Raw genomic sequence first — 19,456 nt, 5'->3', positions numbered from 1 at the left:
GGCGAGCCCGCAATTTCGTGAAAGACCCAGCGAGATGCGCAGCGCATCTGAAGTCTGTGAATCGAGATGGTGGAATCCGCTATGCAGCATAGCCGGGCACTCCTTTTTATTATCGTAGCGATCATCCTGCGAACCAATTGATGGACGCAGCAGCGCTTGTTGAAAAAAGCATAGCCGAGACGAAAGCGCTTGCGCAAGCGCTTTTCTAACATCCTTTTCATGTGCTCTTTGATCGGGGCTTCCCTAGGGAATGGACGTTGAAGTGCTTTTTGGAGAATTCCTCGAACGAAAAGGAAAGCGCTTGCGCAAGCGCTTTCCTTTCGACTATGTTGCTCAAACAAGAACACCGATGAGAGGTTTCAACTGCCTCTCAAATCGGTAGATAAGGAGTTAACAGCTATGCTGAGCACTGGATCTGAAAGCCCCCCTCCTGCCCTATTGGAAATGCATTCCATCTCGAAGTCATTCAATGGGGTGCGCGTCCTGCATGATATTGACCTCAGTATTTTCCCTGGACAAATCCACGCGCTAATGGGCGAAAACGGCGCCGGAAAATCCACTCTGATGAAAATACTATCGGGGGCCTATGTCGCCGACAGTGGCACTATACGAATCGACGGATGTGATATTCGAAACTATGGCGTGAACGATGCGAAGCGCCATGGCATATCCGTCATCTATCAAGAGCTCAGCTTGTGCGCAAATATGAGCGTGGTGGAGAACATCTACCTGGGTAGAGAGATTCGTCGATGTGGAGTTATAAACCGCAAGGCAATGACCGAAGGCGCGCTCGTAGTACTAAAGCGACTTGGCGTCACATTTGATCCGCACGCACTGGTCGGCACCTTGTCGATTGCGGACCAACAACTTGTTGAAATCGCGCGTGCAATTCATGCCGATACGCGAATCCTGGTGATGGACGAGCCTACAACGCCGCTATCCACAAAAGAGACCGAAAGTCTTTTTACATTGATTCGGCAGCTACGTGATGATGGCGTCGCGATCATCTATATCAGCCATCGAATGGCCGAGATATACGCATTGTCCGATTGTGTTTCGGTGCTCCGGGACGGTCGTTACGTTGGTTCGCTGGATCGCGTCACGCTGTCAGCTGAAACCCTGGTCCGGATGATGGTTGGCCGCGATGTTTCCGGCTTCTACGCCCATGAGCGTTCTTTGTGCTCTTACGAGCAACCGATACTACGTGTTCGCAATCTTACAGATGACTTCAATATTCAAGATTGCAGTTTCGATCTGTATGCCGGCGAAATTCTCGGGATTGCAGGACTGGTGGGCTCAGGGAGAACCGAACTTGCCCGATTAATCGCAGGTATCGATGCACACTCAGGCGGAAAGATTGAAATGGACGGCGAAGTTGTAGTCATACGCTCTCCTCGCGATGCAGGTAATGCAGGCATCGCCTATCTGACAGAAGACCGCAAAGCGCTGGGCCTTTTTCTCGACATGAGTGTCCACGACAATATCAATGTATGTGTTGTGGGAAGTGATGCTCGACTTGCGGGGTTTGTGGACCGAACGGCCGGAACTGGACGTACCGAACAAGCAATCCAGGCACTCAATATCAAAGCGTCCTCAGATATCAATGTTGGAGCGCTGTCTGGAGGCAACCAGCAAAAAGTTTTGCTGGCTCGTTTGCTGGAGATGAAGCCCAGGGTATTGTTCCTCGACGAGCCTACATCGGGTGTCGACATTGGGGCTAAATCAGAAATATATAAAATCATCAATGCATTAGCAGCATCCGGCGTTTGCGTAGTGATAATTTCAAGTGAACTACCAGAGATCGTTGGAATTGCCGACCGTGTACTGGTCATGTGTGAAGGTAAACTTGTCACCGAACTCGGTGGCCATAGCGGTCTTGATATCACACCTGAAGCCATTATCGCGTTTGCCACAGGCAGCGACAGGTTGACTCTAGCCAACGGAGACTTAGTCCAATGACTTCCCCACTGCAAAGCAAAGTAGCAAGTGACTTCACCGCGCCTGATGTACGAAGCATCGCCGGAGTTTCCACGCAGGATAAAATGCGCCAACTGATGAGAGTGGCGGGCATGCTACCCGTGTTGTTACTCCTTTGTGTAGGCTTTGGCCTGATGAGCGAGAGCTTTTTCTCGGTCCAGAATTTCTCAATCATCAGTCAGCAAGCCTCTATCAATGTGGTATTGGCGTCAGGTCTGACTTTCGTGATTTTGACAGGTGGAATCGACCTTTCGGTTGGTTCGATTCTGGCTGTTTCCGCAGTAGTGGCGCTATTGGTATCGCAAGTTCCGGGTTTTGCTCCCCTGGCCATCGCTGCGGGGCTTGGAGTCGGACTGCTGCTAGGGCTCGTCAATGGTGTATTGGTCGCGTTTGGAAAGCTACCGGCATTTATAGTCACGCTAGGCGGTTTGACTGCGATGCGTGGAATCGCACGCCTCATCGGCGAAGACAAAACGGTTTTCAATCCCGACCTGTCCTTTGCTTACATTGGAAACGATACGTTGTTCGGGGTGCCATGGCTGGTTGTAATCGCGGTAGTCGTGGTTACTCTTTCGTGGGTTATTCTTCGACGTACGGTGTTAGGCGTACAGATTTACGCAGTGGGCGGTAATCCTGAGGCCGCACGGTTGTCGGGAATCAAAGTCTGGAAAGTCCTGTTATTTACTTATGCCCTGTCCGGTTTGTTGGCGGGCGTGGGGGCCATCATGACTTCCGCTCGACTGATGGCTGCTAATGGACTGCAAATGGGACAGTCTTATGAACTCGACGCTATCGCCGCCGTTATTCTGGGAGGCACGCGCTTTACAGGAGGCGTCGGCACTATCGTCGGTACGCTAATTGGCGCCCTGATTATCGCTACACTTTCCAATGGCCTGATATTGCTGGGAGTCTCGGATATCTGGCAATACATTATCAAAGGTGTTGTCATCATCGGAGCGGTAGCCCTCGATCGCTTTCGGCAGTCAGGTGCACGAACCTGAATCATATATACCCCCCACACTCCAATAACAAGAGACAGTGCTCATGAAAAAAATAATATTTACCGCTGTTTGTACACTACTGGCATTTAGCAGCGCTCAAGCGCGAGAGTTGAAATCCGTCGGGATAACTGTTGGCTCGCTGGGTAATCCTTACTTTGTAGCGATGGTAGATGGCGCCAAAGCCGAGGCACTGCATATCAATCCCGCCGCAAAATTTATCTCAGTGTCGGCAGATTACGATTTGAATAAGCAGTTCACTCAAATCGATAACTTCATTTCTTCGGGCGTAGACTTGATTCTTGTCAACGCCGTCGACCCTGTCGCAATCGCGCCTGCGATTGCGAAAGCAAGGAAGGCAGGCATAGTGGTTGTGGGCGTAGATGTCATGGTGCAAGGTGCCAACGCCACGGTACAGACCGATAACGTCGAAGCCGGCAGGATTGTATGTCAGTACATCGCTGAGAAACTGGGTGGCAAGGGTAACGTTATTATCCAGAATGGTACGCAAACTTCAGCAGTCTTGGACCGAGTCAATGGCTGTAAGAGTGTATTCGCGCAGGCACCCGATATCAAAGTACTGTCTGATAATCAGGATGCCAAAGGCTCGCGCGAAGGTGGCTACAGCGTGATGCAAGGCGACTTGACTCGCTTTGCAAAAGTCGACGCGGTGTTCGCGATCAATGACCCCCAGGCCATAGGTGCAGACCTGGCAGCAAAACAACTCAAGCGCAAAGGCATCATTATCGCATCGGTGGATGGAGCTCCCGATATAGAGACTGCGCTCAAAAGCGATACACAGATCCAGGCATCCGCCTCGCAATCCCCTTGGGGCCAGGCACAACAGGCCGTAACGATGGGTTATGACCTGTTGAATGGCAAATCTTTGGAAAGCACAACGGTACTGCTTCAACCCTCACTGGTAACACGAGCCAACGTCATGGAGTACAAAGGCTGGCAAGCTGACCACTGACCAATTGACCACTGAGCGATTGAGTCAAATGACATAGGGGTCCCACCTCTTTAATGCGGGGAATGGCTGCTGCGAGTTGCTCGCAGCGGCCGAACGGCATGAAAATCCCTAGAGGGGCGAACCTACGGGAAACCTGAGCGACGGCTGCTGAGGAGAGATTTGGCATGTTTACCAAAACAAACACAATAGTAAGTACAGAGCTACTCAACTACGTTAAGGCCCTGTCTGGGAATCGAATTGTCGTTGCGCTAGCGGGGCCGCCTGGTGCCGGTAAGTCCACCGTCTCTCAGGCCTTGGTAGAGGCTCTTAATAGCGTTATGCCGGGGAGCGCAGCTGTTGTTCCCGGAGATGGCTTTCATTACGATGATGCGGTTCTTGGATCCTTGAACCTTTTAGATCGTAAGGGCTCACCTGATACATTCGATGTGGGTGGCTTCAGGAGTCTGCTGCTACGGCTTCGTGCGAACAACGAACCAGCGGTTGCCGTTCCGGTATTCGATCGAATCCTGGAGATATCCCGTGCTGCAGGACAATTGATTTCCTCTGACGTGAAATATCTCATCGTGGAAGGAAACTACCTTCTATTAGACCTCGCCCCATGGTCGTCCTTAAGAGACTGTTTTGACGCCACCATAATGCTGCAGGCTGACCGCAAAACCCTGGAAGCGCGCCTGCTTGATCGATGGCGATCATTGGGTTTCGATGAGTCTACTTCCTATGAAAAAGTTCATCGCAACGACCTTCCGAATGCCGACATTGTGATTTCGGCCAGCAATATCGCTGACTTCACGATCACAAATTAAGATCCCACTTCCTCTCTTTTGAGAAAGAATCACGCCGTTAACCAAGCGCTTTGCTTGGCTAGCTTTTCAACGCTAACAGGCCTACGAACGCTATTAACAACTTGTAGCGAACCTTTAAAGAGCGAATGACTATGTATCTGGTATGTGGTGAAGCGCTGTTCGATTTCTTCAGTGAAAACGACGTCAACGTTCAAGCTTCAAAAGTGAACTACAAAGCGATTGCCGGTGGTTCGCCGTTCAACGTCGCCGTCGGCTTGCGCCGTCTGGGCATCGACGTGGCGCTGTTCGCCGGGCTGTCCAGCGACTACCTCGGCCGGCGTTTACAGCAAGTGCTGCAGGAGGAAGGCGTGCGCCCGGACTACCTGCAGGACTTCGACGCACCGACCACCCTGGCGATGGTCGCCGTCGGTGCCGACGGCTCGCCGCATTACAGCTTCCGAGGCGAAGGTTGTGCCGATCGCCAGCTGTTGCCGGGGCATTTACCTGAATTAGGCGCTGAGGTGCGTGGGTTGCATATCGGCTCGTTCTCGCTGGTGGTGCAGCCGATTGCCGACACCCTGCTGGCCCTGGTCCGCCGGGAAAGCGGCAAACGCCTGATCAGCCTCGACCCCAACGTGCGACTCAACCCAGAACCGAATATCGAACTGTGGCGCGAACGCATCAACACTCTGGTCGAGCATGCCGACCTGATCAAGGTCAGCGACGAGGACCTGAACCTGCTCTACCCCGAGCGTAACCCGCAGAGCGTGATCCATGACTGGCTGGAACACCGCTGCCAGCTGGTATTCCTCACTCGTGGCGGCCAGGGAGCAACGGTATTCAGCCGCCGCCATGGCAGTTGGTCGGCGCCGGCCTGCGTGGTGGTGATGGCTGATACCGTAGGCGCCGGCGACACCTTCCAAGCGGCATTAATCGCCTGGCTGACCGAACAGCAGCTGGATTCAGTGGAGGGTTTGCAGCGCTTGAGTCGCGAACAGATCGACGCGATGCTCACCTTCGCCGTCAGCGCCGCCGCCCTGACCTGCGGCAAGACCGGGCCGGACTTGCCTTATCGACATCAGTTGGATTGATATCTGGTCGGGATCTGTATCGCGGGCATTGCAGTTTTCGCGAGCAAGTCGGCCCCACCACCGCCGCTTGACTTGGGCTGTGCCGAAGGCTGGCTGTTGCGGGCGCTGGCTGAACGGACTATCAAGGTGATCGGCGTAGATGGCGACGCGACCTGGTCGGATAGCGCGAGGACCACCGTGCAATCTCCGTCTCGTATGGATGAAGGTGATTTGTCGAATGTAAGGTCAGGTAGGCGGTGGGCGATACCTCTTTGAGGTTGCGCAATGTTTCGGGAAAACCCCGGGCGCAGGCAACTCGTTCATACGGAGAAAGAGATTGTGTGACAGGGGGCTTGGGAAGCGCTACCACATCAAGGTCCGACGCGGAATTTTGGCCAAGCCCCTCAACCTTCACCAAGGCGTATCGGAGTAATTGCTTGAACCAGGTCCGACATTTTTCCGCTGTCGTTAACGCCTCGCGTTGTTCGATTCCGCTTAGCAAGTCGAACTGGTCGTGGCGATTAATGTCGTAGATGGACAGCCGGCCGTGCGTTGGCAGGAGGTTTTTTTGAAGATTCTCAAGATCTGCGGAAGCGTGCTCTGGCGACCTTCCTTGAGGCTCAGCCTGCGGAACTCGACCCACTGATCAAACACTGCTTCAAAAGTGTGCTCCGCTGCGCTACGAACTGCGCGACGCTGCTGTTTACGATGCTCATAAGGGTTGATGCCCTGGGCAACCAAAGCACGCGCCTCATCACGGCGACAGTGCTTGTCCGAATTCAAGACTCTCATTCGAGACTCAATTTAGGACTTAAAAGCACTGGATGGTGCTGGACTTCAGCAATTCCCGTCGGAACGAAAAAAGGACCCGACGGTCCTGATTTCAATCACTTACAGAATTCTGTGGAACTCTGCAGCGCAATAATTGGAGCGGGAAACGAGACTCTCATCTAGCGTCCGACCCATTGAAATCTAAAGGTTTTGTAATATCCCCTCAGTGGGAATGGGCTCATTTTTGGACTTGTTCGGAGGGCATGTCAAGAACGAGAAGAACATAAGTCCGAGTCGCGCTACCGAGTGCTTTCTACAGCCACGCGGAGAAGCAGCTATCAGGCCGTGAGTATCATTTTCCACACGATTGCCGCGATGGTCGGAGGTACGTCGATCAGCTGTGTTCTCTCGTTTATCGTGGCGATTCAAAAACGACATCGCCCGATCGAACACCACTCCAAATATCGAACGCCGCAAAAGCGGCCTCGCCGTCGATGGACTCTTGATGAACATGGTATCGGAGCTCCTCGCACCTAACTGACATTCAGTAACTAAAATCATGCCCCAACTCTTTCTGCATCCATTCCAGGAATCGTCTGACCCGAGGGAAGTGTGCGTGGGCCCTTGGGAAAACCAAGTGGTGTGCAGTAATCGAAGCGCTCAGCTCCGGCGCTACCTCTACCAACGCACCGCGTGCGAGATAGTCCTGCGCCAGCAAGGTGCTTTCGAGGGCAAAGCCGAGCCCGTGGCTGGCAGCCTCCAGCGTCATGTAGGAACGATCGAAGCTTAGGGTGTAGGGCTTCTCGGGGCGTGACACACCATGTTGGGCAAACAACTGCGGCCACTTGATCAGCGTGGCCTCCGACAGGATCAACTGGCTGTCCAGCAAATCCGCAGCGGTCCGGATCGGGTGTTTTTCCAGCAGCTTCGGGGAAGCCATGACTGCAATCTGTTCATTGCGAATCGTCCGCACTTCGTAGCTGGGCCAGTTGGGCATGCCGTGGCGGATGTCCACATCGATCTTGTCGCGACTGAAATGCAGCGATTCGTAGGAGCACGAAAGGTTGAGCTGGATGTCGGGATGACTCTGGCGAAACTGTTCGAGGCGCGGCATCAACCACAACAGGCCGAAACTGGGCGACGAGTGCAACCGCAGGCAATCCAGGCTGACATCGCTGGTGGCCCGTTCGGTCGCCACCGCCAGACTGTGCAGGATGCCGGAAACCTCGGTGAGGTATTGCTCACCGACCGGGGTCAATGTCACGCCCCTGGCCGTTCTGAGAAACAGCTGGCGGCCGATCATTGCCTCCAGTTTGGCCAACTGGTGACTGACCGCCGAGGGTGTCAGGTCAAGCAATTCGGCGGCGCGGGCGACGTTACCGAAGCGTGCGGTCTGTTCAAAGGCCTGAATGGCTTTCAGGGGTGGCAGGATCGGAGGTGCATCGCCAGGTGTACTCATGATTATTGTTATTCCGCTGCAAGTGGCGTGGGCCGGGCATGCAGCTATTCAAACATCGGGAGAGCCCATTGGCGAGTGCTGAATTTTTTTCAGCATCAAGTGACATTCGCGTTATTGCTCAGGGTCAGCGTGGAGAACAAGCTGAGTCATCGGTTCTTCGTGGATCGACCCAATAAAAACAATCAGAGGTACTCTTCCATGCTTCTTCAAGGCAAAGTCGCGATCATCACCGGTGCAGCTTCCGCACGTGGCATCGGCCGCGCTACTGCAACGACCTTCGCGCAACAAGGCGCACTTGTCGTGATCCTCGATCTGGACGAATCCGCCGCACGGGATGCCGCCGCATCCCTGGGCGAAGGTCATCTCGGCCTCGCCGCCAACGTCGCAGACGAATCGCAAGTCCAGCAGGCCGTCGCCAAAATCATCGAGCACTTCGGTCGCATCGACATTCTCGTCAACAACGCCGGTATCACCCAACCCCTCAAGACCCTGGACATCCGCCCTTCGGATTACAACAAGGTGCTGGACGTCAGCCTGCGCGGCACCCTGCTCATGTCGCAGGCGGTCATTCCGATGATGCGCCAGCAGTCGAGCGGCAGCATCGTGTGCATGTCGTCGGTCTCCGCTCAACGCGGCGGCGGCATTTTCGGTGGCCCTCATTACAGCGCCGCCAAGGCCGGCGTGCTGGGCCTGGCCAAGGCCATGGCGCGGGAACTGGGGCCGGACAAGGTTCGCGTCAACTCCATCGCCCCCGGCCTGATCCACACCGACATCACCGGCGGCCTGATGCAGGACGAACGCCGCCACGCGATCATCGACGGCATCCCGTTGGGTCGCCTGGGCGAGGCGCAGGATGTGGCCAATGCGGCGCTATTTCTGGCCAGCGACCTATCCTCCTACCTGACTGGCATCACCCTGGATGTGAACGGCGGCATGCTGATTCACTGACAACACCTGGCGGGCCTCGCGGCCCGTGCGGATCTGGATCGACGACGCAGCCGGGCCCTATTGCCTGGCGGTCAATAAAAACAAGAGATCAGACCATCATGACAACCCTGTCGCTCGAAGCGGTTTCGACCGTGCGCTCCAACGCCTACCGGAAAACCGCGTGGCGCCTGATGCCCTTTCTGATGCTGTGTTACCTGTGCGCCTATCTGGATCGAGTCAATGTAGGCTTTGCCAAGTTGCAAATGATGAACGATCTGGCGCTCAGCGAAACGGTCTACGGGCTGGGCGCAGGCATGTTCTTCATCGGCTACTTCCTTTGCGAAGTCCCCAGCAACATCATCTTGCACAAGGTCGGTGCGCGGGTCTGGATCGCGCGCATCATGATCACCTGGGGCATCGTGTCTGCCCTGTTCGCCTTCGTTGAAACCGCATGGCAATTCTATGCCTTGCGCTTTCTGCTTGGCATTGCAGAAGCAGGGCTGGCGCCGGGTCTGTTGTTGTATCTGACCTACTGGTTTCCGTCCTACCGTCGTGCGCGCATGACCGTGTTGTGGTTTATCGCCATTCCGCTGTCAGGCATGGTGGGTGGCCCTCTCTCCGGCTGGATCATGACCCACTTCGCTGGTATGCACGGCTGGGCCGGATGGCAATGGATGTTCGTGCTGGAGGCTATACCCACAGTCGTGGTTGGACTGCTGGTGTTGAGCTATCTCAAGGATGGCGTGTATCAAGCCGGCTGGCTCAACGACGATGAAAAGGCGCTGATCACCCGTGAGTTGGCCGAGGATGACCAGAAAAAAGTCACCCATGCCTCTGTGGGCGAATTCATCCGCGACCGTCGTCTCTGGTTACTGGCCGCCATCTACTTCTGTGTCGTGATGGGACAGTACGCAATTACCTTTTGGCTGCCGACCCTGGTGCGTAACGCAGGGGTGTCCGACCCGATGAAAATCGGCGTGCTGACCAGCCTGCCCTACCTCTGCGCAATTGTGGCCATGCTGTATGCCGGACGCAGTGGCGACAAACATCGCGAGCGCCGCTGGCACCTCATTGTACCGATGATCGCGGGTGCTATCGGGCTGAGCCTGGCTGCTCTGATGGGCGGAAATGTGATGCTCTCTATTCTGAGTCTTTGCCTGGCCGCTTCCGGAATTTTATCCGCGACGTCGATGTTTTGGATGTTACCCACCACGCTGCTTGGTGGCGTCTCAGCCGCCGCAGGCATCGCGGCGGTCAACAGCTTCGCCAACCTCGCCGGCTTCTGCTCGCCTTACCTGATTGGCTGGATCACCACGCTGACAGGCTCCAGCGCTATTGGCATGTACCTGATCACCGGCGTTCTGGTCGGCGGTGCTCTATTGGTACTGCGCATCCCCGCCGCCTTGGTTAATCGTTGAGTTAACGGAGTTTCATCATGACTACCAATCCTTCACTCGCTTCATCCAAAACATTGGTGGAGCGCGCGTATAACATCCGCCGCCATGCACTGCGAATGGGTCAAGTCCAAGGGCAAGGATACGTTGGCCAGGCCCTCGGTGCCGCCGACTTGCTGGCTGTCTCGTATTTCCATGCGCTGAACTATCACCCCGAAGATCCTGAATGGGAGGAGCGTGATCGCTTCTATCTCTCAATTGGTCACTATGCGATTGCGCTGTATGCGGCCTTGATCGAAGCCGAAATTATCCCGGTAGATGAGCTGGAAACCTACGGATCGGATGACAGTCGCCTGCCAATGTCGGGCATGGCCACCTACACCCCGGGAATGGAGATCACGGGGGGCTCCCTTGGCCAAGGTTTAGGGATTGCGGTAGGTGCTTGTCTGGGCCTCAAACGCAAAGGGTCGCCCTCCTTCGTCTACAACCTGTTGTCGGACGGCGAGCTGAATGAAGGCTCGACCTGGGAAGCCGTGATGTCGGCTTCGCATTGGAAACTCGACAACCTGATCGCGATTGTCGACGTCAACAATCAACAGGCCGATGGCTATTCAAGTGAAATCCTGTCGTTCGAGCCGATCGTCGATCGCTGGCAGGCGTTTGGCTGGTTCACCCAGCGGGTCGATGGCAATGATCTTGATGCATTGGTCACCGCATTCGACGCCGCGCGCAGCCATCCTGGAACCCAACCACGCGTCATCATCTGCGATACCCGCATGGGCAAGGGCGTGCCGTTTCTGGAAACCCGCGAAAAGACACATTTCATCCGCGTGGAAGAACACGAATGGGATCTGGCACTGAACAACCTTGAAGAAGGAAAAAAACAATGAGTAACGCGGCCAACACTCCGACCTCGAAGGGCGAACCGGCAAAAAAACGCCTCACCACCTCGGCGATGATCGCCTCGATCGCCTCCGAAGGCCAAGCCACCAAGTCGGCACCTTTCGGGCATGCGTTAGCCGCGCTGGCGGATCAGCGTCCGGATATCGTCGGCATGTCCGCCGACTTGTCCAAGTACACCGACCTGCACATCTTCGCCAAGGCGCATCCAGATCGCTTCTATCAAATGGGCATGGCTGAGCAACTGCTGATGAGTGCGGCGGCGGGGATGGCTCGGGAGGGCTTCGTTCCCTTCGCCACCACCTACGCGGTTTTCGCCTCCCGTCGCGCCTACGACTTCATCTGCATGGCGATTGCCGAGGAAAACCTCAACGTCAAAATCGTCTGTGGTTTGCCTGGTCTCACCACCGGCTACGGCCCGAGCCATCAGGCCACGGACGACCTGGCGATCTTCCGTGCGATGCCCAACCTAATGATCGTCGATCCGTGCGATGCGCTGGAAATCGAACAGGCGGTACCCGCCATCGCGGCTCACCAAGGGCCTGTCTATATGCGCTTGTTGCGCGGGAATGTGCCCCTGGTGCTGGACGAATACGGCTACAAATTCGAGATCGGCAAGGCCAAGACCCTGCGCACCGGCAATGATGTGCTGATCATCTCCACCGGCTTGATGACGATGCGCGCATTGGAAGCGGCCAAAGAACTGCAGGCTGACGGCGTTGATGTCGCCGTGTTGCACGTGCCGACGATCAAACCACTGGATGAGCAAACCATCCTTTCTGAAGCCAGGAAGCCTGGTCGTCTGGTAGTGACTGCAGAAAACAGCTCCATTATCGGTGGATTGGGCGAGGCTGTTGCGACTGTCTTGCTACGTAACGGCGTTACTCCAACCTTCAGACAAATAGCTTTACCTGACGCGTTCCTCGACGCCGGAGCTTTGCCGACACTGCATGATCGTTACGGTATTTCAACTCAAGCCGTTTGCACCCAAATCAAAAGCTGGCTGTAGCAGCAACGTAGAGGCACCTGAAAACAGGTGCCCTTTAGCGGCCCTCGTTGAAGCAGGCGAACTAAGACCTTTAGAGGCCGGTAGTGCTGCTCTCCTTGATGCTCAATAGCGAGTCCCAGCTCTGGTAGGTAAATGTCGAGTCTCATCCTGCCAAGCCACTCCGGAGTAGCCTCACGCAAAACCTGATGATCAGGAAAAATCTCCCGTACCAAGCCGTACAATGCGGACTCCCGCCGCCACCGGCTTAACCCCAGTACATGCATCACCTCAGCGCGAGCGGTTCTCTGATCTACCTTCAGATCAAACATCACCTGATCGAGGTAGCTTTCATAATTGGTCTCAATACTAGGACCGTACCTTTCGTCTTCAGCGGCCGCCTTAGCAATACACAAGTGGCACAGGCCCGTTCCGTAGTCGCACGTTGAAATGTACTCACGCAACGCGTGACCTGTGATATCCCCCAGCTTCCAAATTCGCCATAGCGTTTTCATGGAACGCTTTGGAGCACTCACAGAGGAGTCGCTTGCCAGACAGCATATGATCGAATGAGACGATTCTCAGCCCCCACGAACTTCAGCCTTCGAATGCTCTCCCTGTGCGATCCGGTGAAGGTTAGTTTCGAGAAAAAACCACGCTCGTTGATCCCTGCCAGCGTGTGGCGCAGTAAATTCATTCCAGAGTTGGAATCCCGGGCATTGATCAGCCCATGGCTGCCCTGGAAACCCACCAGATCAGTCACGGCCGAATCAGCTCTGCAGAGCAGCAAACTGCAATGGTCACCACCCGAGCTATGGGTAAGCTCATAACTCGGGCGCCCTACCAGTCTCACCTTTCCCCGCAGTGACGTGATGAATGGATAACCACAGGTCTGGGATAACAAGAGATCCGGGGAAAGCCAATGGGGCGCTGGATCAACGATCGGCTTTTGCTCACGGCGCTCGCCCAAGATCTCCAGGACGCATTGGAGCCAGGCCTCTTGTGCCTGTAAAACCCTGGCAGGAGCGAGGTACATGGAAAGATCGCTGGTCATATGAAAATCCAGTCAGGGGATGTGATTAGCGCTTGGCCCCAGATCACAGCAAGAAGCTGTTAACAGGCCTTTTCAAGCCCAAGCGGTCCCTCAGCGTCCCAGGTTCATATTCCTTGCGGAAAACCCCTTTGGCTTGCAGCAAAGGCACCACGCCGCGTGTGAAGGCTTCGAAGTCCGTCGGCAAAAACGGAAACATGAGGTTGTAGCCATCAACGGCATTCGATTCGTATAACGCCGAAAGCTTATCGGCAATGTGTTCCGCCGTTCCGATCAGCAGCCAGGTACTGGAGCTCTTGACCAACCGGCGCCCTATTTCGCGGATAGACAAGGAAGTATCGTACTTCTTGAGCAGGGCCAGCTCAGTTCGAATGCCATCGAACTCAGATTCATCGGGCAAAGCTGGCAATGGGCTGTCCGGCGAAAGTCCTGTCAAGTCGAGACGGGTGTAACTGGAGACCAGATCGATCGCCACGGCATCGATGATGAGGCTGTCCTCCAGTTGCCGGCGTCGCTCCTCCTCAGTCTCATCCTCCAGAACCACCGGAAGCACGCCGGTAATGATTTTCAGGTCACTGGAATGCCTGCCCTTCAACTCGAGTCGGCGATTCAAATCGGCCCTATACGCCAGTCCCTCTTCGACCGAATTGATGAAACAGAAGTGCACGTCCGCATGCGCAGCGGCCAGGTTCTTGCCCGCTTCAGAAGACCCCGCCTGGGCAAGGACCGGATGTCCCTGAGGTGGACGCGGCACATTAAGCGGCCCACGTACGCTGAAATGTGCGCCTTTGTGATTGATCGGGTGAATCTTCGACGAATCGGCAAAGTCGCCGGTACCCTTGTCAAATTCAAGCGCACCGTCTTCCCAGGAGTCCCAAAGCTGCTTGACGACATGGATGAATTCCTCGGCCCGCAGATAACGATCGCCGTGCTTCGTCACGCCTGACAATCCGAAATTCGAAGCCTCTTCTTCCAGCCAGGAAGTCACGATATTCCAGCTGGCTCGCCCTGCGCTGAGATAGTCCAACGAAGCAAAATATCGCGCGAGGTTGAACGGCTCGTTATAGGAAGTTGAAGCGGTGCCCATCAGACCAATGTGATCAGTCACGGCAGCCAGTGCGGACAAGAGCGTAATAGGTTCAAGGCGGGCGTTGGCATAGTGCCTCAACCCACTGGCCACGGAGTCCCAGACCGCGACGTGATCCGCGACAAAAACCGCATCGAACTTCGCCGCCTCGGCCGCCTGCACCAGTTTTACGTAGTACTTGAGCGTGAATATTTCCTGGGTCGGTGACAGCGGGTGGCGCCAGGAAAAACGATGATCTCCTTGGGGGTTAAAAAAGAACAAATTCAAAATCATACTTTTATTGGACATAACGCCTCCGCGACCTTACCGACGTCGCATTCATTTTCACTGGGCCGTCTTGACGGTATGTTCGGCGACCCACTGCGCCGCGACTTTTGCGGGATCCTTGTGATCGATATCAACAAGGCGATTGAGTTGCTTGAGGTCGTCATCGGTCAGTTTTGCAGAGACCTCGTTGAGCACCTGGGTGACTTCTGGGGTTAGCAACGCCTTGCGACCCAGTGGCGTGATGTTTTGCAGGGGCTGTTGGTGCTTGTCGTCCTCGAGGACAACCCAAGGCTCCTTAGCCAGGATGCCTTGCGTGGAGACCACCGTGGCGACGTCGATAGCGCCTGAGTTCAACGCCAGCCGCGACAAGGGCCCGCCCATGTCCAGCGATTTGATGCTCTTGAAGTTGATGCCGTAGACCGCCTTCAACCCGGGCAGGCCCAATGCAGCAGTGGCGACTTCGGGAGGCCCGCCCAGCGTGAAATCACCCGAGACGGGCGCCAGGTCGGACAAGGTGTGCAAGTTGTACTTTTCTGCGGTTTTTCGGGTGACGGCCCAAGCGGTAATGGAGCCCGCGGACGAAGGCTCAAGCAGCTGGAGGTCCGCCGGCAACTTCTGTTGCAAAGCGCTGAGGATCTCCTTTGGGGTGGTCAGGGCGGTCTTGTCGTCATAGAAACTCAACAGTGATCCTATGTATTCGGGTACGACGTCTATATCCCCGTTTTCCAGCGCCTGGGCGATGATCTGGCGGTTCCCCAGATTGAGTCGGGTCTTGACGTCTATCCCTTCATTTTTCAAGGCTGACGCATAGATGTTGGCGAGAATCGTCTGCTCGGAAAAATTGGCCCCTCCAATGGTGATGGACTGAGCATTGGCAAACGTGCTGCCAACCAGCAAGCCTAGCCCCAGCAACAATGAAACCGAGTGCACTGAGCGAGCCTTCGAACGTTGTTTGTTTTTCATTTGGGTCTGCACCTCTGCAAAGTTAATACGCACTTTCAAATGCCCCTGGTCATGTAGCGCTTAGTTCAACATTCCCCGCCCGCCATTTTCTAACCATGAGTGTTTCTATCATTGAACAAACCCACTCGCTGACAATCGCAAGTGCCGACACCATCAGTGCGCCGCCAATAATTTGCGGCGTATCATTTCGGCCCAGTCCATCAATAAGAAACCTGCCCAGCCCGCCGAACCCTGCATACGCAGCGATGGTGGCTGTTGCGATAAGTTGCACCAGGGCTGATCGAAATCCAGAAAAGATCAGCGGAAAAGCCAGCGGCAACTCGAGCTGAATAAACATCTGCCATCTGCACATCCCCATCGATCTGGCAGCCTGTTTCAGAGACGAATCCACCTGATCGATTCCAACATAGGTATTGGTTAATATCGGCGGGATGCTCATGGTCACCAATGCGATAATCACCGTGCTGGTTTCATAGCCAATGAGCATGATTGCAAGTATCACAATACCCAGAGAAGGTAATGCTCGCCCAATATTGAACAGCCCTATCGCCACCTGCGCGCCTTTGCGGTAGTTAGCCAGAAGTACGCCGAGCGGCAACGCTATTGCACAAGCAATAGCCAGGCTCAAAGACACATAATAAATATGCTCTGCCAGCCGAGTTAGTATTCCGTTTTCACCCAACCAATTGTCAGGAAGAGAAAACCAAAGGTAGACACCTGCGATCATGCTCATCAGCGCACCCAAGGGACCAGCCATTTATTTATTGAATAAAACAGAAAATCAAAACATAACGCCAACATCACCGTCAGGACTAGGCTGACCGCCACAGGCGTAGTGAAACTTTGAGCCAGCCCGGCAATGAACATCTGGCCTAATCCGCCTTGACCAATCAAGGCAGTAACGGTCACCAGCCCCACCAATGTAACCGAGGTCGTTCGCAAGCCTGCCAATAACGAAGGCAGCGCCAGTGGAAGTTCAACCCCGAGGAATCTCTGCATGCGCGTATACCCTAGCGCACGGGCTTCTTCCAATACGTCCGGGGGATTACTCGCAAGCCCCGCCAAGGTGTTCTGCAACACAATAAGCAAGGAATACAGGCTCAAACCAATGACCGCCGTCGTCTTGGATAAACCGGTAAAAGGCATTATCAAAATAAACAGCGCCAGGGACGGAATGGTAAAGAGTATGCCGCTGACATAAATCATGGGGCGCGCCAATCCTGGCTGCCACAACGTCAAGAGCACCATTGCGCCCGCTAATAGCATCCCTATACACAGGCCCAAGGTCACCAGCTGAATATGATCAAATAACAGCTGGCCGATCTGCTGCCAGTTTTCAACGATCCAGGACCAGTCAATCATTGCGCACTTCCGAAGCGGCGCTCATTGAGTGCGCTGTGAAGGCTGGCAATCGAGAGGCAACCTTCGTAACCGCCCGCCTCGTCCACTCGAACAACCACACCGATCGGAGCCGTTAAGATTTTAACCAGTGCGTGATGCAACGAGTCATTGTTCGACACCGTTGTAAGCTCGGGAACAGGTACATTCGATTCACTGATCCATTTCAACGGATTGGATTTATCATCCAGTAGGAGTTTGAATTCGCAATCGACTTCATCCGCTGGAAGATCAGAAACCTTCATCAGCGACAGTCTTTTTAACAGCGGATCCTTGCCGACGAAATTCCTCACGAAGTCGCTGGCAGGATGGGCAAGGATATTGTGAGGTGTGTCGAACTGAACAAGCTTTCCTTCGCCCTCGAAGATGGCAATCCGGTCACCAATCTTGATGGCCTCCTCCATATCGTGGGTCACCAGAATAATGGTTTTATGCAAACGCCTCTGAAGCGCAACCAGTTCATCCTGCAGTCGCTCGCGTATCACCGGATCAAGCGCGGCAAAGGGTTCGTCCATCAATACAACCGGTGGGTCCGAGGCCAATGCCCTCGCCAGAGCGACACGACTTTGCTGCCCGCCCGACAGCTGATTAGGATACCGGTCAAGAAATTCGGGCTGAAGTCCAACCAGGGAAATGAGCTCGCTCACGCGCTGGCAGATTTTATGTTTGCTCCAGCCCAAGAGCCGCGGTACCGCGCCAATATTTTCGGCAACCGTCTGGTGAGGGAATAAGGCTGCGCTCTGCATCATGAAACCAATGCCGCGGCGTAGCGTAACGACGTCAAGCTCATCGGTCGCGACCCCATTGACACAGATGCGACCACTGTCCTGGGTGTCCAGCCTATTGATCATTCGCAAGATGGTCGTTTTGCCACACCCGCTTGGCCCGACAAATACGCAGATCTCCCCCTCCCGAACATGAAGCGTTAAATCGCTCACGGCCATTCGCGGGCTGCCCTTATGAGTTTTCTTGATGGCTTCAAAACGTATCATTTTTCCGACGCCCAGATTAGCTTTGGTATTTTTAGTGCCTGGCAGGATGGCGAGGACAATCCACGGGATTGACCAGATGCCGATGCAATAATTGGAAGTAGCCGTGAATGACATAGCCGTTGTTTCGAGCGATCCATTGTTTACGCCTGGCTCTATACACCCGGGGTAAGTAAAACCAGGGCAAACCGGGAAGATCGTGATGAACCAAGTGAAGATTGAGGTTAAGAAACAGCCAACTCAACAGCCCTGATGATTCATTGATAACTGTGCGGTGTTCCGGAAGCGTTGACGGACGATGTTCGTAAAACGACCTGATCATGGCAATCGACAAGGCCGGCAGCGAAACTAAGAATATGTACTGTATGGCACTGATGGCGCTGTATTGCTCAACCAGAGCCAGCACTACGCCAACACTTAGTATATGAGCAGCCCACATCCGCCAAGCGATTCGCCCGGTGTGAAATAGTCCTCCAATCTCACTGCCCACGAGAGCTATTACCGCCAACGGCGCGCCCATAAGCAAACGACCACCCAAGGTCTTGTTTACCCATAACAACGTTCTGATATACCGAGGCGAGCGCAACCAAAAAGCACCGGTGACATAACGACTTTCCGGATCTTGACCCGGCACCGTCAATACCTCGTCGTGGTGATGCGCCAAATGTGTGTCTCTATAAATGTCGTAGGGGTACCACACGGCAAATGGCAGAAATCCCAAGGCTTTATTTATGCCAGGCCAACGCGTTGGATGACCGTGGATAAGCTCATGCTGAATCGACATCCAGAGCACAACCAGTGGAACCAATAGGACAAGGCTGAATACTTCGCCAAGTACGCCCCCATAAAAAACAATAAATGCCCAGGCCAGATAGAACCCGACTAACAAAAGCCAGGTGGGCCATTCAGTTTTACTCGTTACGGTAGTGCTCAGCTTAACGATTTCAGCTCGATGAGCTTCATCCAAATAGTTTGGCATTTGTTGTAAGTCGCGATAGATCTTGCTCGGAACAGAAGCCCAATCACTCACGCGTCAAGCTACAACCCCATGGGACCGGGTATTACCTGAAGAGGATTGGCTAGGCTAACGGTATGGAAGTGCCCAACAGCGATTATTCACATGGCGTAGAGCAGAAACGCCAAGCCTTCGCTGATTGCACTGCAGGCTTCGCTGTTGGCCTGACAGGGGAGAGGTTTGCCTGTAACGAATGGAACGGCAATGGAAGAAAAAGGACTGATGCGGATATTGCCGGCGTAAGAAATCGCTGCATGGGCTCCGTCATGCGACAGAGCCTCAAGGCTGATTTGGAAGATTCGGGCGCCGGACATAGTCGTACCAAAAGAATAGGATTGAACATATCCGGCAGTCCGGTGACAGCAAGGTAGCATGGAGACTAATACGATCAAAGAATATATTTTATTATGCTTATTCCAAAAACAAATAAGCGCTGAGCCACATACCTCC

General features: G+C 54.5%; 18 protein-coding genes and 2 pseudogenes. 11 read left to right on the top strand and 9 right to left on the bottom strand.

Annotated features, from left to right (window positions below):
- Window positions 1-399 precede the first annotated feature (399 nt).
- The 6 genes and pseudogenes from AC07UI_RS24270 to AC07UI_RS24245 all read left to right on the top strand — a co-directional run.
- Complete coding sequence (locus AC07UI_RS24270; protein WP_494994891.1) at window positions 400-1,959, top strand: sugar ABC transporter ATP-binding protein; 1,560 nt, start codon at window positions 400-402, stop codon at window positions 1,957-1,959.
- Complete coding sequence (locus AC07UI_RS24265; protein ID WP_223484890.1) at window positions 1,956-2,978, top strand: ABC transporter permease subunit; 1,023 nt, start codon at window positions 1,956-1,958, stop codon at window positions 2,976-2,978. The genes AC07UI_RS24270 and AC07UI_RS24265 overlap by 4 nt, the downstream gene beginning before the upstream one ends.
- Before the next feature lie 43 nt (window positions 2,979-3,021).
- A complete protein-coding gene (locus tag AC07UI_RS24260) occupies window positions 3,022-3,948 on the top strand; it encodes an ABC transporter substrate-binding protein (protein ID WP_218537081.1) in 927 nt (308 codons plus the stop codon).
- 164 nt (window positions 3,949-4,112) lie between these two features.
- On the top strand, window positions 4,113-4,751 hold the full coding sequence (locus AC07UI_RS24255; RefSeq protein WP_494994890.1) for a nucleoside/nucleotide kinase family protein: 639 nt from the start codon (window positions 4,113-4,115) through the stop codon (window positions 4,749-4,751).
- Window positions 4,752-4,882: 131 nt separating this feature from the next.
- The gene (locus AC07UI_RS24250; RefSeq protein WP_494994889.1) at window positions 4,883-5,821 is read left to right on the top strand and encodes a carbohydrate kinase family protein; all 939 of its coding nucleotides are present in this window, start codon (window positions 4,883-4,885) and stop codon (window positions 5,819-5,821) included.
- Window positions 5,822-5,875: 54 nt separating this feature from the next.
- A pseudogene (locus tag AC07UI_RS24245) lies at window positions 5,876-6,010 on the top strand (methyltransferase domain-containing protein); the annotation flags it as partial.
- A 96-nt stretch (window positions 6,011-6,106) separates the two neighbouring features.
- Here the strand turns inward: AC07UI_RS24245 and AC07UI_RS24240 are convergent.
- A pseudogene (locus AC07UI_RS24240) lies at window positions 6,107-6,562 on the bottom strand (tyrosine-type recombinase/integrase); the annotation flags it as partial.
- A 553-nt stretch (window positions 6,563-7,115) separates the two neighbouring features.
- Window positions 7,116-8,030 carry a LysR substrate-binding domain-containing protein gene (locus AC07UI_RS24235; protein ID WP_494994888.1) on the bottom strand — a complete coding sequence of 305 codons (915 nt, stop codon included), beginning with the start codon at window positions 8,028-8,030 and terminating at the stop codon, window positions 7,116-7,118.
- 198 nt (window positions 8,031-8,228) lie between these two features.
- Here AC07UI_RS24235 and AC07UI_RS24230 point away from each other — a divergent pair, with 198 nt between their 5' ends.
- The 4 genes from AC07UI_RS24230 (at window position 8,229) to AC07UI_RS24215 (ending at window position 12,260) form a co-directional block, all read left to right on the top strand.
- The gene (locus AC07UI_RS24230) at window positions 8,229-8,978 is read left to right on the top strand and encodes an SDR family NAD(P)-dependent oxidoreductase (RefSeq protein ID WP_494994887.1); all 750 of its coding nucleotides are present in this window, start codon (window positions 8,229-8,231) and stop codon (window positions 8,976-8,978) included.
- A gap of 98 nt (window positions 8,979-9,076) precedes the next feature.
- Window positions 9,077-10,375, top strand: a complete 1,299-nt coding sequence (locus tag AC07UI_RS24225) for an MFS transporter (protein WP_494994886.1) — start codon at window positions 9,077-9,079, stop codon at window positions 10,373-10,375.
- A 17-nt stretch (window positions 10,376-10,392) separates the two neighbouring features.
- The gene (locus AC07UI_RS24220) at window positions 10,393-11,241 is read left to right on the top strand and encodes a transketolase (protein ID WP_494994885.1); all 849 of its coding nucleotides are present in this window, start codon (window positions 10,393-10,395) and stop codon (window positions 11,239-11,241) included.
- Window positions 11,238-12,260 (top strand): transketolase family protein, encoded by a 1,023-nt coding sequence (locus AC07UI_RS24215; RefSeq protein WP_494994884.1) that lies wholly within the window; start codon window positions 11,238-11,240, stop codon window positions 12,258-12,260. The genes AC07UI_RS24220 and AC07UI_RS24215 overlap by 4 nt, the downstream gene beginning before the upstream one ends.
- A gap of 508 nt (window positions 12,261-12,768) precedes the next feature.
- Here AC07UI_RS24215 and AC07UI_RS24210 read toward each other — a convergent pair.
- The 7 genes from AC07UI_RS24210 to AC07UI_RS24180 are packed head-to-tail and all read right to left on the bottom strand — an operon-like array spanning window position 12,769 to window position 18,970.
- Window positions 12,769-13,290 (bottom strand): substrate-binding domain-containing protein, encoded by a 522-nt coding sequence (locus tag AC07UI_RS24210; protein WP_494994883.1) that lies wholly within the window; start codon window positions 13,288-13,290, stop codon window positions 12,769-12,771.
- A 43-nt stretch (window positions 13,291-13,333) separates the two neighbouring features.
- The gene (locus AC07UI_RS24205; RefSeq protein ID WP_494994882.1) at window positions 13,334-14,662 is read right to left on the bottom strand and encodes an LLM class flavin-dependent oxidoreductase; all 1,329 of its coding nucleotides are present in this window, start codon (window positions 14,660-14,662) and stop codon (window positions 13,334-13,336) included.
- A gap of 36 nt (window positions 14,663-14,698) precedes the next feature.
- Window positions 14,699-15,604 (bottom strand): ABC transporter substrate-binding protein, encoded by a 906-nt coding sequence (locus tag AC07UI_RS24200; RefSeq protein ID WP_494994881.1) that lies wholly within the window; start codon window positions 15,602-15,604, stop codon window positions 14,699-14,701.
- A 49-nt stretch (window positions 15,605-15,653) separates the two neighbouring features.
- Window positions 15,654-16,337: an ABC transporter permease gene (locus AC07UI_RS24195; RefSeq protein ID WP_494994880.1), complete on the bottom strand. Its 684-nt coding sequence runs from the start codon at window positions 16,335-16,337 to the stop codon at window positions 15,654-15,656.
- Window positions 16,337-16,966, bottom strand: coding sequence for an ABC transporter permease (locus tag AC07UI_RS24190; protein WP_494994879.1), 630 nt, complete (start codon window positions 16,964-16,966; stop codon window positions 16,337-16,339). The genes AC07UI_RS24195 and AC07UI_RS24190 overlap by 1 nt, the downstream gene beginning before the upstream one ends.
- On the bottom strand, window positions 16,963-18,108 hold the full coding sequence (locus AC07UI_RS24185) for an ABC transporter ATP-binding protein (protein WP_494994878.1): 1,146 nt from the start codon (window positions 18,106-18,108) through the stop codon (window positions 16,963-16,965). Before AC07UI_RS24185 ends, AC07UI_RS24190 begins: the two co-directional genes overlap by 4 nt.
- Window positions 18,026-18,970 carry a fatty acid desaturase gene (locus tag AC07UI_RS24180; protein ID WP_494994955.1) on the bottom strand — a complete coding sequence of 315 codons (945 nt, stop codon included), beginning with the start codon at window positions 18,968-18,970 and terminating at the stop codon, window positions 18,026-18,028. The genes AC07UI_RS24185 and AC07UI_RS24180 overlap by 83 nt, the downstream gene beginning before the upstream one ends.
- A 113-nt stretch (window positions 18,971-19,083) precedes the next feature.
- Here AC07UI_RS24180 and AC07UI_RS24175 point away from each other — a divergent pair, with 113 nt between their 5' ends.
- The gene (locus tag AC07UI_RS24175; protein ID WP_494994877.1) at window positions 19,084-19,377 is read left to right on the top strand and encodes a hypothetical protein; all 294 of its coding nucleotides are present in this window, start codon (window positions 19,084-19,086) and stop codon (window positions 19,375-19,377) included.
- Window positions 19,378-19,456: the final 79 nt, after the last annotated feature.

The sequence above is a fragment of the Pseudomonas sp. GW821-FHT04C07 genome (assembly GCF_059420325.1).
Note: the sequence above shows the minus strand (reverse complement) of the source record. Positions and strands in the feature narration are given on the sequence as shown.